Here is a 13,482-nt window from a genome sequence, read left to right on the forward strand (position 1 = left end):
TGTCGGGGACTGCGCAAACTATTTTTCCGACGAGTTCGTCTCAGTCCTCGGCGGAGGGGTCACCTGCCTCGTCCTCCAGCTCCTGACCTGCGCAGAGGGTGAGGACATCGGCGCCGAACCGCTCCAGCTTGCGCCCCCCGACCCCGGAGATCCGCGACAGCTCCGCCTCGTCGGCGGGGACGGCCTCGGCGATCGCGATCAAGGTCTTGTCGGTGAACACGCAATAGGCCGGCTGGCCGAGCCCGCGCGCCTGCGCGGAACGCCATTCCCGCAGCCGCTCGTACAGGCCCTCGTCCATGTCCGACGGGCAGTCCTCGCAGCGCATCAGCTTCATCTCACCGGCGTCGGTGAGGGTCTTGCCGCAGACCCGGCAGAGCGCCGGGCCGCGGCGCTTGCGCCGGCTGCCGCGCTCCGCCCCGCCCGCGCCCGCCGTGCCCCGGGGACCGGCGGCGGCGGAGCCGGGCCGCAGTCCGTTGAGGAAGCGGGTCGGACGGCGGGAGGCACGGCCGCCCGGGGAGCGGGACAGCGCCCAGGACAGCGAGAGATGGAACCGGGCCCGGGTGACGCCGACGTAGAGCAGCCGCCGCTCCTCCTCGATCTGCTCGTCCGTCTTGGCATAGGTGATCGGCATCATGCCCTCGGTGAGCCCGACCACGAAGACCGCGTCCCACTCCAGGCCCTTGGCCGCGTGCATCGAGGCGAGGGTGACGCCCTGGACGGTGGGGGCGTGCTGGGCCGCGGCCCGCTCGTCCAGCTCGGCCACCAGATCGGCGAGCGTGGCACCGGACCGGGCACGGGCGAAGTCCTCCGCCAGCCGCACCAGCGCGGCCAGCGACTCCCAGCGGTCCCGCACGGCCCCGGAGCCCGCGGGCGGCTCGGTGCTCCAGCCCTGCGTCGACAGGACCGCGCGGACCTGGCCGGGCAGATCGTCGGCGGAGTCGAGCAGGGAGTCGTTCCCCCCGGCGCGGGCCGCGCCGCGCAGGGCCACACCCGCCTCCCGGACCTCCTGCCGCTCGAAGAACCGCTCGGCGCCCCGCAGCTGGTACGGGACCCCGGCGTCGGCCAGCGCCTGCTCGTAGACCTCCGACTGGGCGTTGACGCGGTAGAGCACGGCGATCTCACCGGCGGGCACACCGGTGTCGATCAGCTCACGGATACGGCGGGCGGTGCCCTCCGCCTCCGCGGGCTCGTCCGGGTACTCCTCGTAGGAGGGCTCGGGGCCGGACTCGCGCTGCGAGACCAGCTCCAGCCGGTGCTCGGCGGCGCGGCCCCTGGCCTGGCTCAGCAGCCCGTTGGCGAGATGGACGACCTGCGGGGTCGAACGGTAGTCCCGCACCAGCTTGACCACGGTGGCCGAGGGATGGCGGGTGCGGAAGCTCAGCAGATGGTCCGGGGTGGCCCCAGTGAAGGAGTAGATCGTCTGGCTGGCGTCGCCGACGACGCAGAGGCTGTCCCGGTCGCCGAGCCACAGCTCCAGCAGCCGCTGCTGGAGGGGGCTGACGTCCTGGTACTCGTCCACCACGAAGTGCTGGTACTGGCGGCGGATCTGGTCGGCGATGTCGGGGCGGTCCTGGAGGATGCCCACGGTCAGCAGCAGCACATCCTCGAAGTCAATCACCGCGCGATCGCGCTTGAGCTGCTCGTACATGGCGTAGATTTGGCTGATCTCGGCGGGATCCCGGGGGGCGTCCCGCAGGGACTTGGCCACCGCCGCCGGGTAGTCGGCCGGGACGGTCTGGGTGACCTTCGCCCATTCGATCTCGCTGGTCGCATCGCGCAGCTCATTGCGGTCGAGCCGGAAGCGGCAGCGCGCCGCCGACTCGGCGACCAACTGGATCTTGCGTTCGAGAAGCCGGGGCACCTCGCCGCCGACCGCCCGCGGCCAGAAGTACTGGAGCTGGCGCAGGGCCGCGGAGTGGAAGGTGCGCGCCTGCACCCCTCCGGCACCGAGCTGCCGCAGCCGCCCCCGCATCTCCCCCGCCGCCCGGTTGGTGAAGGTGACGGCCAGCACACTCGCGGGCTGGAGTATCCCCGCGCGGACCCCGTAGGCGATGCGATGGGTGATCGCCCGCGTCTTGCCCGTACCGGCGCCCGCCAGGACACACACCGGTCCGTGCAGGGTCGTCGCCACCGCGCGCTGCTCCGGGTCGAGGCCGTCGAGCACCGCGTCCGCCGACTCGGGAACCTGAGGGAAAAGGGAGGAGTGCGTTGCTGCTGTCACCCCGCCATGCTGCCAGGTCCGGCGGTGTGGATGCGGCGGTTGTCCACAGGCCACCACCTCCGGTCATACGAATCCCCACCGGAACACCCCGGAGTGACAAATCGATCACCCTTGGTTACCACGACCGAGTGGGGACCCTGACCCGGGCGCCGGGCGGGGGCCGGTGCCGGGAATGGCTCCGGGACCTCGTACGTTCTCTACGGTGCCCCCGTGTCGTACGGGGGCGGACGCATGCCGTGAGCCACCGAAGGAGCCGGAAGACGATGTCGGGCACTGTGACGATGTACAGCACCACCTGGTGCGGATACTGCCGTCGGCTGAAGAGCCAGATGGACCGCGAGGGCATCGCGTACACCGAGATCAACATCGAGCAGGACCCGGAGTCCGCCGCGTTCGTGGAGAAGGCCAACGGGGGCAACCAGACGGTGCCGACCGTGCTCTTCCCGGACGGCTCGACGCTGACGAACCCCTCGCTCGCGCAGGTCAAGGAGAAGGTCGGCGTCTGACGCCCGGGCCCGCGGGCCCATGGCCGCGTGCGGCGACCGGTGTGCCCCGGGGCGGACGGCCCCGGGGCACCGGTGGTTCCGGGGCCGTGACGTGGGCCGGGAGTCAGACCCGGGGAGCGGGGGACGGGAGGGGTTCGCCGTACCAGCGTTCGATCAGGCGGGCCGCGATGGAGATGCCGAACGGCGGCAGCACCTCGCCGGACGCGAAGGCCGCCCGCAGTTCCTCCCGGGAGAACCAGCGGGCCTCGTGCAGTTCCTCCCCGTCCACCGTGATCGCGGACGAGGTCGCCCGCGCGGTGAAGCCGAGCATCAGGCTGGAGGGGAAGGGCCAGGGCTGGCTGGCCACGTACGCGACCTCGCCGACCTCGACGCCCGCCTCCTCCAGGACCTCCCGGCGCACCGACTGCTCGATCGACTCGCCCGGTTCCACGAACCCCGCGAGGGTGGAGAAGCGCCCCTCGGGCCAGTGCACCTGCCGGCCCAGCAGCGCCCGGTCCTCCTCATCGGTGACCAGCATGATCACGGCCGGGTCGGTCCGCGGGTAGTGCTCGGCGCCGCACGCCTGGCAGCGGCGGACATGGCCCGCCGCCGCGATGACGGTGCGCTCGCCGCAGCGCGAGCAGAAGCGGTGCAACCGCTGCCAGTTCTCCAGCGCCACCGCGTGCACCAGCAGCCCCGCGTCCCGCGCGGAGAGCAGTTGCCCGGCCTCCCGCAGCCCCGCCGGGCGCGCGGACTGGTCCATCCGGCCCGGCAGGGTGTCCTTCTGGAGCGCGAAGTAGCGCACCCCGTCCTCGTCGGTGCCCAGGAAGTAGCGGTGGGTCTCGGTGACGGGGGCCTCGAACGCCGGGGTCATCACCAGTTCGGTGCGCCCGTCGGCGGTGTCGTCGATCAGCGCCTGACCGCCGCAGACCACGAAGACCCGGGTGGTGGGGTGGCTCCACGCCGCCGCCAGCCAGGCCTCGTCCAGCCGGTGGTGCGCCTCGCGGTCGATCCCGCTCGGCGCGGTCAGGCTGACGGGCTCTGCGGTGAGGCCGGTGGCACGGTCCGCGGTGACATGGCCGTTGGTGCTCACGTACTTCCAACTCCCCCGGTGGATCGGGTCTCGGTTCGGCGGTCGGTCAGCCAAGGGCTCGTTCGGTCGGCCAGGGGCCGCGGTCGGCCGGGCCGGGGCTCGGCCGGTCCCGGTCAGCGCAGGGACGCGGCAAGGTCGTCCCAGAGGTAGGCGGCCGTCTCCACTCCCTTGAACAGCAGGTCCAGCTCGACCTTCTCGTTCGGCGCGTGCCAGCCGTCGGAGGGGACGGAGATGCCGAGGAACAGCACGGGCGCGCCCAGCACGTCCTGGAGGTCGGCGGCGGGGCCCGAGCCCCCCTCACGGGTGAAGAGGATCTTCCGCCCGTCGAAGGCCCGGCTCATGGAGCGGACGACGGAGCGCAGCGCGGGGTGGTCCAGCGGGGTGAGACAGGGGCGGGTGGCCGCGCCGAAGGTGAGGCTGTAGCGGATGCCGTCGGGGACGCGCTGGGCGACCCACTGGCTGAGCGCGGCCTCGATCGCCCCCGGGTCCTGGCCCGCGACCAGCCGGAACGACAGCTTCAGGGAGGCCGACGAGGGGATGATCGTCTTTCCGCCGGGGCCCTGGTAGCCGCCGCCGATGCCGTTCACCTCGGCCGTGGGGCGGGCCCAGATCCGCTCCAGCGTGGAGAAGCCGCGCTCGCCGAGGGTCCCGTGGGACTGGGCGGTGGCGAGCCACTCCTTCTCGTCGAACGGCAGCTCCGCGAAGAGGGCGCGCTCCTCGTCGCCGAGCGGGGAGACGCCGTCGTAGAAGCCGGGGACGGTGACCCGCTCGTCCTCGTCGTGGAGCGCGGCGACCAGCCGGGCGGCGACGGTGGCCGGGTTGGGGACCGCGCCGCCGAACGAGCCGGAGTGGATGTCCTGGCCGGGCCCGGACAGCTCGATCTCGCAGTCGGCGAGGCCGCGCATGCCGGTGCAGACGGTGGGCGTGGTCTCGGACCACATCCCGGTGTCGGAGACGATCACGGCGTCGGCCCGCAGCCGCTCGGCGTTGGCCTCGACCAGCGCGCGGAAGTGCGGCGAGCCGGACTCCTCCTCGCCCTCGACCAGCAGCTTGAGATGGACGGCGGGAGCGCTCCGGCCGGTGGCGGCGAGATGCGCCCGGACACCCAGGGTGTGGAAGAACACCTGGCCCTTGTCGTCGGCCGCGCCCCGGGCGTAGAGCCTGCCGCCGACGGTCTCCGGCTCGAACGGGTCCGTGTGCCAGCCGTCGGCGCGCGCGGCGGGCTGCACGTCGTGGTGGCCGTAGACCAGGACGACGGGGGCGTCCGGGTCCTCGGCGGGCCACTCGGCGAAGACGGCGGGCGCGCCGGGGGTGGGCCACACCTCGGCGACCGGGAAGCCGGTCTCCGTGAGCTTGGCCGCGAGCCAGTCGGCGCTGCGCCGTACATCCGCGTCATGCTCGGGCTGGGCCGAGACGGAGGGAATGCGCAGCCAGTCCGCGAGGTCGTCGAGGAAGGCGGCGCGGTGCTGCTCGATGTACTGGCGGACGGCGCTGTCCGGGGTGTCGCTCATGTGTCTGAGCCTAGCCGCCTCCACCACCCCCCTCGTCTGCCGTCCCACCGAGCAGGACGCGCTCCAGTTCGGCGCGGCCGGGAAGGGACTGCGGGCGGACGACCTCCCCGCTGCGGACGAACACGAACGCCGCGTCCACCTCCTCGGGGTCGAGGCCGTGCTGCTCGGCCCAGGCCAGGCGGTAGACGGCGAGCTGGAGCGGGTCGGCGGCCGCGGCGGCGCCGGTCTTCCAGTCCACGATCTCGTAACGGGCCGGGGAGGTGGCCGGTCCGTCCGCCGCGGTGGTGCGGTAGACGGCGTCGATCCGGCCCCGGACCACCCGTCCGGCGAGGGTGATCTGGAACGGCGACTCCACCCGGTGGGGTGTACGGCGGGCGTAGGGGGTGCGCTCGAAAGCCTCCTTGAGCGCGGCGAGATCCTCCTCGTCGGCGATGTCGGCCAGGTCCGGTCCGTCGAGATCGCCGCCGGGCAGCTCGTCGGGGCCGAGCAGGGGCAGCGGCAGTTCCTCGAAGCGGGACTCCACCCAGGCGTGGAACCGGGTGCCCCGGCGGGCGGCGGGCTGCGGCGGGCGCGGCATGGGCCGGGCCAGTTCACGGGCGAAGCCGTCCGGGTCGGCCGCGAGCCGCATGAGCTGGGACGCGGTGAGGGCGGGCGGCAGCGGCACCTCGTGGACGGAGGCGCGGGCGCCGCGCAGCTCCTGGGCGAGCGCGGTCAGGTCACGGTCCCAGGAGGCGATGGCGCGCAGTTCCTCGGGCGTCAGCGGCTCGGGGCCGTCGGGGCCGCCGTCCGCCGGACCCGTGGCCTGCGGACCCGTATGGCCCGTGGCCTCCGGGCCTGTGCGCCCTGTGTCCTCCGGGCCCGTGTCCTGCGGGCCCGACGGGTACGGCGCGGGGGCGGTGGGGGCGTCCGCCGGGGCCCACGGCTCCTCGGGCTCGGGGAAGTCCTCGGGGTCCCACGGCTCCTCCAGGTGCCACGGCTCGTCGCCCCACGGCTCCGACCCGGCGTTCCCGGAGGCGTCCGCGGAGGTGTCCCCAAGGGCGTCGGCGGAGAGCGGCACGGGCGCCGCGGGGGTCGCGGTGGACCCGTCCGACCGCACAGGGCCCACGGGTTCCACGGGCTCTTCCAGGTATGCCAGCACCGTGTCACGGGCCGCTCGGCGGCGGCGCAGCGAGGCCGGGTCAAGGGGCAGCGGCCAGACCTCGTCCGGGCCGCCCGGCGTCTGCTGGGGGTTCTCCGCGTCGGCGGCGGGCTCGTCGGCCCAGACCTCGATCTCGCCGAAGCCCGCCACGCAGTGCTCGTACAGGGCCTCCAGGAAGGCCGACGGGCCCCGGGGGCGCTTCTGGGCGGGGCCCCACCAGTGGGCCGACCCCAGCAGCAGGGAGCGCGGGCGGGTGAAGGTCACATAGCCCAGCCGCAGCTCCTCGGTGTGCTGGTGCTCCTTCAGCTCCTCCTTGAACGCCTTCAGCCCCTTCGCGTCGGGGGCGGGCAGCTCCGGGAGGGTCGCCGCGTCGCCGCGCAGCGCGTGCGGCAGCACCTGGGGGTGCGCGGTCCACGCCTCGCGCGCCCGGTCGCTCGGGAAGCTCCCGGCGGTCAGCCCGGGGACCGCCACCACGTCCCACTCCAGACCCTTGGACTTGTGCGCGGTCAGCACCTTGACGGTGTTCTCCCCGCCGGGGAGGGCGTTGTCCAGGCCCTTCTCGTACTGCGCGGCCGTCCGCAGAAAGCCGAGGAAGGCCAGGAGGGACGCCTCCCCGTCCAGGGCGGCGAAACCGGCGGCGATGTCCAGGAAGTTGCCCAGGGTCTCCCGGCGGCGCGCGGCCAGCGCCCGGGGGGACGCGGACAGCTCGACGTCCAGCCCGGTGGTGGACAGGACTCGGTGCAGGACGTCCATGAGCGGGTCGGCGAGCGAGCGGCGCAGCTCGCGCAGCTCCCGGGCGAGATGGGCGAAGCGGACCCTGGCCTCCCCGGAGAAGGGCAGTCCGTCGTCGGCCCCGGCCGGGTCGATGAAGGCGTCGAGGGCGTCGGCCAGGGAGATCACCTCGGCCGGGTCGGTGCCCTCGACGGCGGCCGCCAGCCGCTCGGCGAGACCGGCGCCGTCGTCGTGACCGCTGTCGCGGTGGACCAGGAGCCGGGCACGGCGGCCCAGCAGCGCGAGGTCGCGCGGGCCGATCCGCCAGCGGGGGCCGGTGAGCAGCCGGACCAGCGAGGCGTTGGCCCCCGGGTCCTGAAGCACCTCGCAGACGGCGACGAGGTCGGCGACCTCGGGCAGGTGGAGCAGCCCGGACAGGCCCACGACCTCGACCGGGATGTCCCGGGCCACCAGGGCGGCCTGGATCTCGGGGAAGTCGGTGGCGGTGCGGCAGAGCACGGCGATCTCGCCGGGGGCCTTGTCGGCGCGCACCAGCCGGGCGATGGAGTCGGCCAGCCAGTCGATCTCCTCGGCGTGCGTGGGCAGCAGGGCGACGCGCACCGATCCGTCGCGCTCGGCGCCGGGGGCCGGGCGCAGCGCCTCGACGCCCTCGTGCATGGCCCGCAGGGGCGCGGCCAGCCCGTTGGCGAGCTGGAGCAGCCGGCCGCCGCTGCGGCGGTTCTCGCTGAGCGAGTAGCGGGCGGCGGGGGTGCCGTCGCGGTACGGGAAGTGGATCGGGAAGTCGTCGAGGTTGGCCACGGAGGCGCCGCGCCAGCCGTAGATGGCCTGGCAGGGGTCGCCGACGGCGGTGACGGCGTGGCCGGTGCCCTGTCCGAAGAGCCCGGACAGCAGCAGCCGCTGGGCGACCGAGGTGTCCTGGTACTCGTCGAGCAGGACGACGCGGTACTCGTCGCGCAGCAGGGTGCCGACGGCGGGCCGGGTGAGCGCCAGCTCGGCGGAGAGGGCTATCTGGTCGCCGAAGTCCAGCAGCTCCCGGGAGCGCTTGGCGGCGCGGTAGCGCAGGACGAGCCCCCGCAGCTCCCGGCGGGCGGCGGCGGCCTCGGGGAGCCTGCGCAGGTCGGCGTTGGTGAGGGAGGCGGACGCCAGGGTCTCCAGCAGCTCCTCGTCGTGGGCGGCGAGCAGCTCCGGGCGGACCAGGTGCTCGGACAGCTCGGCGTCGAGGGCGAGGAGGTCGCCGACGAGTGTGGAGAACGAGCGGGTGAGCGCGGGGTAGGGGCCCGGGGCGGCGCGCAGCACCTGCGCGGCGAGCTGGTAGCGGGTGGCGTCGGCGAGCAGCCGGGCGGTGGGCTCCAGGCCGATCCGCAGCCCGTGGTCGGTGAGGAGCTGCCCGGCGAAGGCGTGGTACGTGGAGATCCGGGGCTCGCCCGGCGGCCGGTCCGGGTCGATGGCGTCGGGGTCGGTCACCCCGGCGCGGACCAGCGCGGTGCGGACCCGCTCGGCCAGCTCGCCTGCGGCCTTGTTGGTGAAGGTGAGGCCGAGGACCTGCTCGGGGGCGACCTGTCCGGTGCCGACGAGCCAGACCACGCGGGCGGCCATGACCGTCGTCTTCCCCGACCCGGCTCCGGCCACGATGACCTGCGGGGCGGGCGGCGCGGTGATGCAGGCCGTCTGCTCCGGGGTGAAGGGAATCCCCAGCAGTTCCTTCAGCTGTTCGGGATCGGTGAGGGGTGCGGTCACCCTCACGAGGCTAATCGCCCCGCCGGGAAACCGGTCGCGCCTGTGGACAACCCGGCGACGGGCGGTCCACCGGCGGACGGTCCACCTGTGGACAACCCGGCGGCGGACGGTCCGCCGGTGGACGACGCGGCCGGCTCACTCGACCACGGCACGGCCCTCGGGGCGGGCACTGCATGTGCTGCGGAAGGCGCAGGTGGCGCAGTGGGAGCCGGTGACCGGCGCGAACCGCTCGTCCAGGACCCGGCCCGCGGCGGTGGCCAGCAGCCCGCCGACCCATTCACCGGTGAGGGGCTGCTGCGCCTGCACCTTGGGCAGGGCGTCGCCGCCCTCCTTCTTGGGGGCGGCCTGCCGCAGATGCACCAGCTCGGCCCCGCCGGGTACGGGGGCGGCGCCGGACTCCGGACGGCCCTCCCCCGGGCCCGGGCCCGTGTCCGACGCCTCGGCCCCGTCGGGCGCATCGGCCGTGCCCGTCCCGTCGAGCGTGTCGAGGGCTCCCTCCCGCACGGCGAGCTGGTAGACGGCGAGCTGGGGGTGGCGGTCGACCTCCCGGGCCGTGGGCGCCTGCTTGCCGGTCTTGAAGTCGACGACGTAGACGCGGCCCTGGGCGTCCCGCTCGACGCGGTCCATGGAGCCCCGGATGCGGACCGCGTACTCCCCCGCCTCCAGGGTGACGTCGAACGGGTGCTCGGTGGCGGCGGTGGTGCGCCCGCCCCGGTCCATGACGTGCCAGCGGAGGAAGCGCTCCAGCGCGGCCCGCGCGTGCTCCTTCTCCTGCTGGGACTTCCAGGGGGCGTCGAAGGCGAGGCCGTCCCACACGGAGTCCAGACGTTCCATGAGGACGGCGAGGTCGGCGGGGGTGCGGCCGGACGCGACCTCGTCGGCGAGGACATGGACGACGTTGCCGAAGCCCTGGGCGGCGGTGGCGGGAGCGTCCGCCTTGACCTCGCGGCCGAGGAACCACTGGAGCGAGCAGCCGTCCCCGGCGAGCTGGTCCAGGGCGCTCCCGGAGAGCGTGACGGGGTGGTCGCGGTCGCGCAGCGGGGCGTGGCTGTGCGTCGGCTCGTGCAGCCCCCACCAGCGGTCGGGGTGGGCGGCGGGCACCAGGGGCAGGCCCTCCTCGTCGGTGAGCGCGGCGAGCCGGGCCAGCCGCCGGGCCGCGGCCTCGCGCAGCGCCGGGGAGGCGTCCGGGTCGACGGTGGTGGCGCGCAGCTCGGCGACGAGCGCCGCCACGGCGAGGGGGCGGCGCGGGCGGCCGGTGACGTCCTTCGGTTCGACGCCCAGTTCGGCGAGGAAACGGGAGGGCTGGTCACCGTCGTCGGCGGGGGCCTTGACGGCGGTGACGACCAGCCGTTCACGGGCGCGGGTGGCCGCGACGTAGAAGAGGCGGCGCTCCTCGGCGAGGAGCGCGCCCGGGCTCAGCGGCTCGGCGAGGCCGTCCCGCCCGATGCGGTCGGCCTCCAGCAGCGAACCGCGGCGGCGCAGGTCGGGCCAGAGACCTTCCTGCACTCCGGCGACGACGACCAGACGCCATTCGAGGCCCTTGGAGCGGTGGGCGGTCATCAGCCGCACGGCGTCGGGGCGGCTGCGCCGGGCGGAGAGGGTGTCGGCGGCGATGTCCTGTGCGTCGATCTCTTCGAGGAAGTTGAGCGCGCCCGCGCCTCCGGTGCGTTCCTCCGCGCGGGCCGCGGTGTCGAAGAGCGCGCACACGGCGTCGAGGTCGCGGTCGGCGTTGCGCCCGGCGGCACCGCCGCGCAGGGCCGCGCGCTCCAGGCGCGCGGGCCAGCCGGTGCCGTCCCACAGGGCCCACAGCGCGTCCTCGGCGGTGCCGCCGCGCTCCAGCAGCTCCCGGGCGTGCCGCAGCAGCCCGCCGAGCTGCTGGGCGCCGAACGCGTACGTCCGGTCGTGCGTGACGAGGCGCTCGGGCTCCGCGAGGGCCCGGGCGATCAGCTCGTCCGACGGCGGGGGCACGCGGTTGCCCGCGGCGCGCTCCTCGTCCCGCAGCGCACGGCCGAGACGGCGCAGGTCGGCGGCGTCCATGCCGCCGAGCGGGGAGGTGAGCAGCGCCAGCGCGGTCCCGGTGTCCAGCCACGCCCGGCCCACCGCCGCGCGCGCCCTCGCGCCCGGCCCGGACACCCCGTCTCCGGCCCCGTCCCCGGCCCCGCTCCGGTCCGGTCCGCCGTCCGCTGCGGCGTCCGTCTCCGCACTCGTACGCACGACGGCAGCCGCGTCCGCTGAGGTGCCGCCCACGGCGTCGGCGGCGATGTCACCCGGCGGGCCGCCGCCGGGGGCCGGTACGGGGGTGTCCGGCGCCTCCCCCGCGACCGGGCCGGACAGGTCTCCGGCCGCCGCGGAAGCGCCCGTCCCCGTACGCACGACCGCAGCCGCGTCCGGCGGACCGCTGTCGGCGGCGGGGGCGGCCGTCGCCGGATCACCGTGCGCGGGCGGGGTGTCGCTCCGGACCGGGGTGCGATCCTCCGGGGCCGGGACGGGGGCGGTGCCGTGCCGGGGGCCCGGGACGGCGGCTCCGGTGGGGGTGGTGGACGCGGCTGTCGCGATGGCGCGGAGGGCCGTCAGCAGCGGGGCGACGGCCGGTTCGTGGCGCAGGGGGACATCGGCGCCGTCCGTCTCCAGGGGGACGCCCGCGGCGGTCAGGGCGCGGCGGACGGCGGGGATGCTGCGGGCGCCGGCGCGGACCAGGACGGCCATCCCGTGCCAGGGCACGCCGTCCTCCAGATGGGCCCGGCGCAGGATGTCGGCGACATTGTCCAGTTCGGCGGAGGGTGTCGGGAAGGTGTACGTCTCCACCCGTCCGCCGGGGCGGGTCGCCGCGAGCTCGCGATGGGCGCGGACCTTGTCGGCGGGCAGCCGGGTGAGCGGCATCCGGCGGGTCAGCAGCCGGGTCGCCCCCAGCAGCGCCGCCCCGCTGCGCCGCGAGGTGGTGAGGACGGCCACGTCCGCGGGCCGTCCGTCCGGGTGCCGGAAGGTCGCGGGGAAGTCGAGGATGCCGTTCACGTCGGCGCCGCGGAAGGCGTAGATCGACTGGTCGGGGTCGCCGAACGCGACCAGGGTGCGGCCCCCGCCCGCGAGCGCCGTGAGCAGCCGCACCTGCGCGGGGTCGGTGTCCTGGTACTCGTCGACGAAGACCGTGTCGTACGGGAAGTCCGGCGCCGGTCCGGCGCGCTCCGCCAGCAGCACCGCGCGGTGCACCAGCTCGGCGTAGTCGAGGACCCCCTGCATGTCGAGGACGTCCAGGTACTCCGCCAGGAAGGACGCCGCGGCCCGCCAGTCCGGCCGTCCGGTGCGGGCCGCGAAGCGGGCCAGGGACCTCGGCCCGAGCCCCAGCTCACGGCTGCGGGCGAGCACCGCACGCACCTCGTCCGCGAACCCCCGGGTGGTGAGGCAGGCCCGCAGCTCGTCGGGCCAGCGGTGGCCGTCGAAGCCGTCCGCCTCCAGGTCGAGCTGGCCGGTCAGCAGCTCCCGCACCATCACGTCCTGCTCCGGTCCGGAGAGCAGCCGCAGCGGCTCGGCGAACAGGTCGGCGTCCTGGTGCGCACGGACCAGGGCATAGCAGAACGAGTGGAACGTGGTGGCCTGGGGGCCGCGCGCGCCGCCGAGCCGCAGCGCCATCCGGTCCCGCAGCTCCACCGCCGCCTTGCGGCTGAAGGTGAGCACCAGGACGCGCGCGGGGTCGGCGCCCGCCGCGACCCGTTCGGCCACCGCCTCCACCAGCGTGGTGGTCTTGCCGGTGCCCGGACCGGCGAGCACGAGCAGCGGGCCGCCCCGGTGGTCGACCACGGCGCGCTGTGCCGCGTCCAGGAGTGGGGGGGCCACAGCGGACGGCGCCGTGCGCACGAGCCGGTACGCACCAGGACTCCGCCGCCGTACCGGTCGCGGATACGGCACGGGTCCGGTGGTGGAGGAGGTGCTCACGAGGAGGTGCTCACGTGGTTCGCCGGTCCTGAGGAGTGATGCTGATGCGGGAGGTGGTCGGGGTGTCCGGGGCACGGCCGCGGACGGGAAGGACCGAGGCTACGCCGTTCTCCGCCCGGGGCGCGGCGCCGACGGTCCGTACCGCCGCTCCCGGGCCGTCATCTGTGAGCGTCCTCACCACCGCTGGGGGCACCCGCGCCGTCCCAGCGCGCCCGCTTCATGTCGACACGCGGCAGCTCCGCGCCGCCGCCCCCGCCGGTGCGCGACGCCTCCCGCAGCGGTGTGCCCTCCGTGCGGTAGTGGGTGAGGGCGCGCCGCTCGTGTCCCGGCAGCAGGTGCCCGTCCGCGCGCACGACCCGCCACCACGGCACGGCCCCTCCGTACAGCGCCATCACCCGTCCGACCTGGCGCGGCCCGCCCTCGCCCAGCCACTCCGCGATGTCACCGTAGGTCATCACTCTTCCGGGCGGGATCAGCTCGGCGACCTCCAGCACCCGCTCGGCGTACTCCGGCAGCTCTTCCACGCCCCCCATCCTGCCCCACCGCACCGACGGCCCCCGGCCCCCTGTGCACAGACAACCGGTGCAGAATGGATTTCACTGGCTGAAGCAGTGGATAGTGCCCAGCCCTATCCT

General features: G+C 75.1%; 7 protein-coding genes. 1 reads left to right on the forward strand and 6 read right to left on the reverse strand.

What is annotated here, in order from left to right; genetic code table 11:
- Nucleotides 1-40: 40 nt before the first annotated feature.
- Complete coding sequence (locus CRV15_RS08240) at nt 41-2,221, reverse strand: ATP-dependent DNA helicase UvrD2 (protein ID WP_174391387.1); 2,181 nt, start codon at nt 2,219-2,221, stop codon at nt 41-43.
- Between the two features lie 263 nt (nt 2,222-2,484).
- On the opposite strand from CRV15_RS08240, the gene CRV15_RS08245 reads away from it, so the two are divergent.
- A complete protein-coding gene (locus tag CRV15_RS08245; protein ID WP_003953919.1) occupies nt 2,485-2,727 on the forward strand; it encodes a mycoredoxin in 243 nt (80 codons plus the stop codon).
- 103 nt (nt 2,728-2,830) lie between these two features.
- Here the strand turns inward: CRV15_RS08245 and nudC are convergent, their stop codons facing one another.
- The 5 genes from nudC to CRV15_RS08270 form a co-directional block, all read right to left on the reverse strand.
- Entirely contained in the window at nt 2,831-3,799 is a 969-nt protein-coding gene (gene nudC / locus CRV15_RS08250; RefSeq protein ID WP_003953918.1) for an NAD(+) diphosphatase, read from the reverse strand.
- A 113-nt stretch (nt 3,800-3,912) separates the two neighbouring features.
- Nucleotides 3,913-5,310, reverse strand: coding sequence for a dipeptidase (locus tag CRV15_RS08255; protein ID WP_003953917.1), 1,398 nt, complete (start codon nt 5,308-5,310; stop codon nt 3,913-3,915).
- Nucleotides 5,311-5,320: 10 nt separating this feature from the next.
- The gene (locus CRV15_RS08260) at nt 5,321-8,917 is read right to left on the reverse strand and encodes an ATP-dependent helicase (protein ID WP_009997472.1); all 3,597 of its coding nucleotides are present in this window, start codon (nt 8,915-8,917) and stop codon (nt 5,321-5,323) included.
- Nucleotides 8,918-9,052: 135 nt separating this feature from the next.
- Entirely contained in the window at nt 9,053-12,847 is a 3,795-nt protein-coding gene (locus tag CRV15_RS08265) for an ATP-dependent helicase (protein ID WP_003961737.1), read from the reverse strand.
- Nucleotides 12,848-13,005: 158 nt separating this feature from the next.
- Nucleotides 13,006-13,380, reverse strand: a complete 375-nt coding sequence (locus CRV15_RS08270; RefSeq protein WP_003961735.1) for an MGMT family protein — start codon at nt 13,378-13,380, stop codon at nt 13,006-13,008.
- Nucleotides 13,381-13,482: the final 102 nt, after the last annotated feature.

This window comes from Streptomyces clavuligerus (genome assembly GCF_005519465.1).
In the GTDB taxonomy this organism is placed as follows: Bacteria; Actinomycetota; Actinomycetes; order Streptomycetales; family Streptomycetaceae; genus Streptomyces; species Streptomyces clavuligerus.

Excerpts from the sequence above, each read along its gene's own strand:
- CRV15_RS08245 (WP_003953919.1), top strand. The coding sequence starts at position 2,485 with ATGTCGGGCACTGTGACGATGTACAGCACCACCTGGTGCGGATACTGC.
- CRV15_RS08255 (WP_003953917.1), bottom strand. The coding sequence starts at position 5,310 with ATGAGCGACACCCCGGACAGCGCCGTCCGCCAGTACATCGAGCAGCAC.
- CRV15_RS08270 (WP_003961735.1), bottom strand. The coding sequence starts at position 13,380 with ATGGGGGGCGTGGAAGAGCTGCCGGAGTACGCCGAGCGGGTGCTGGAG.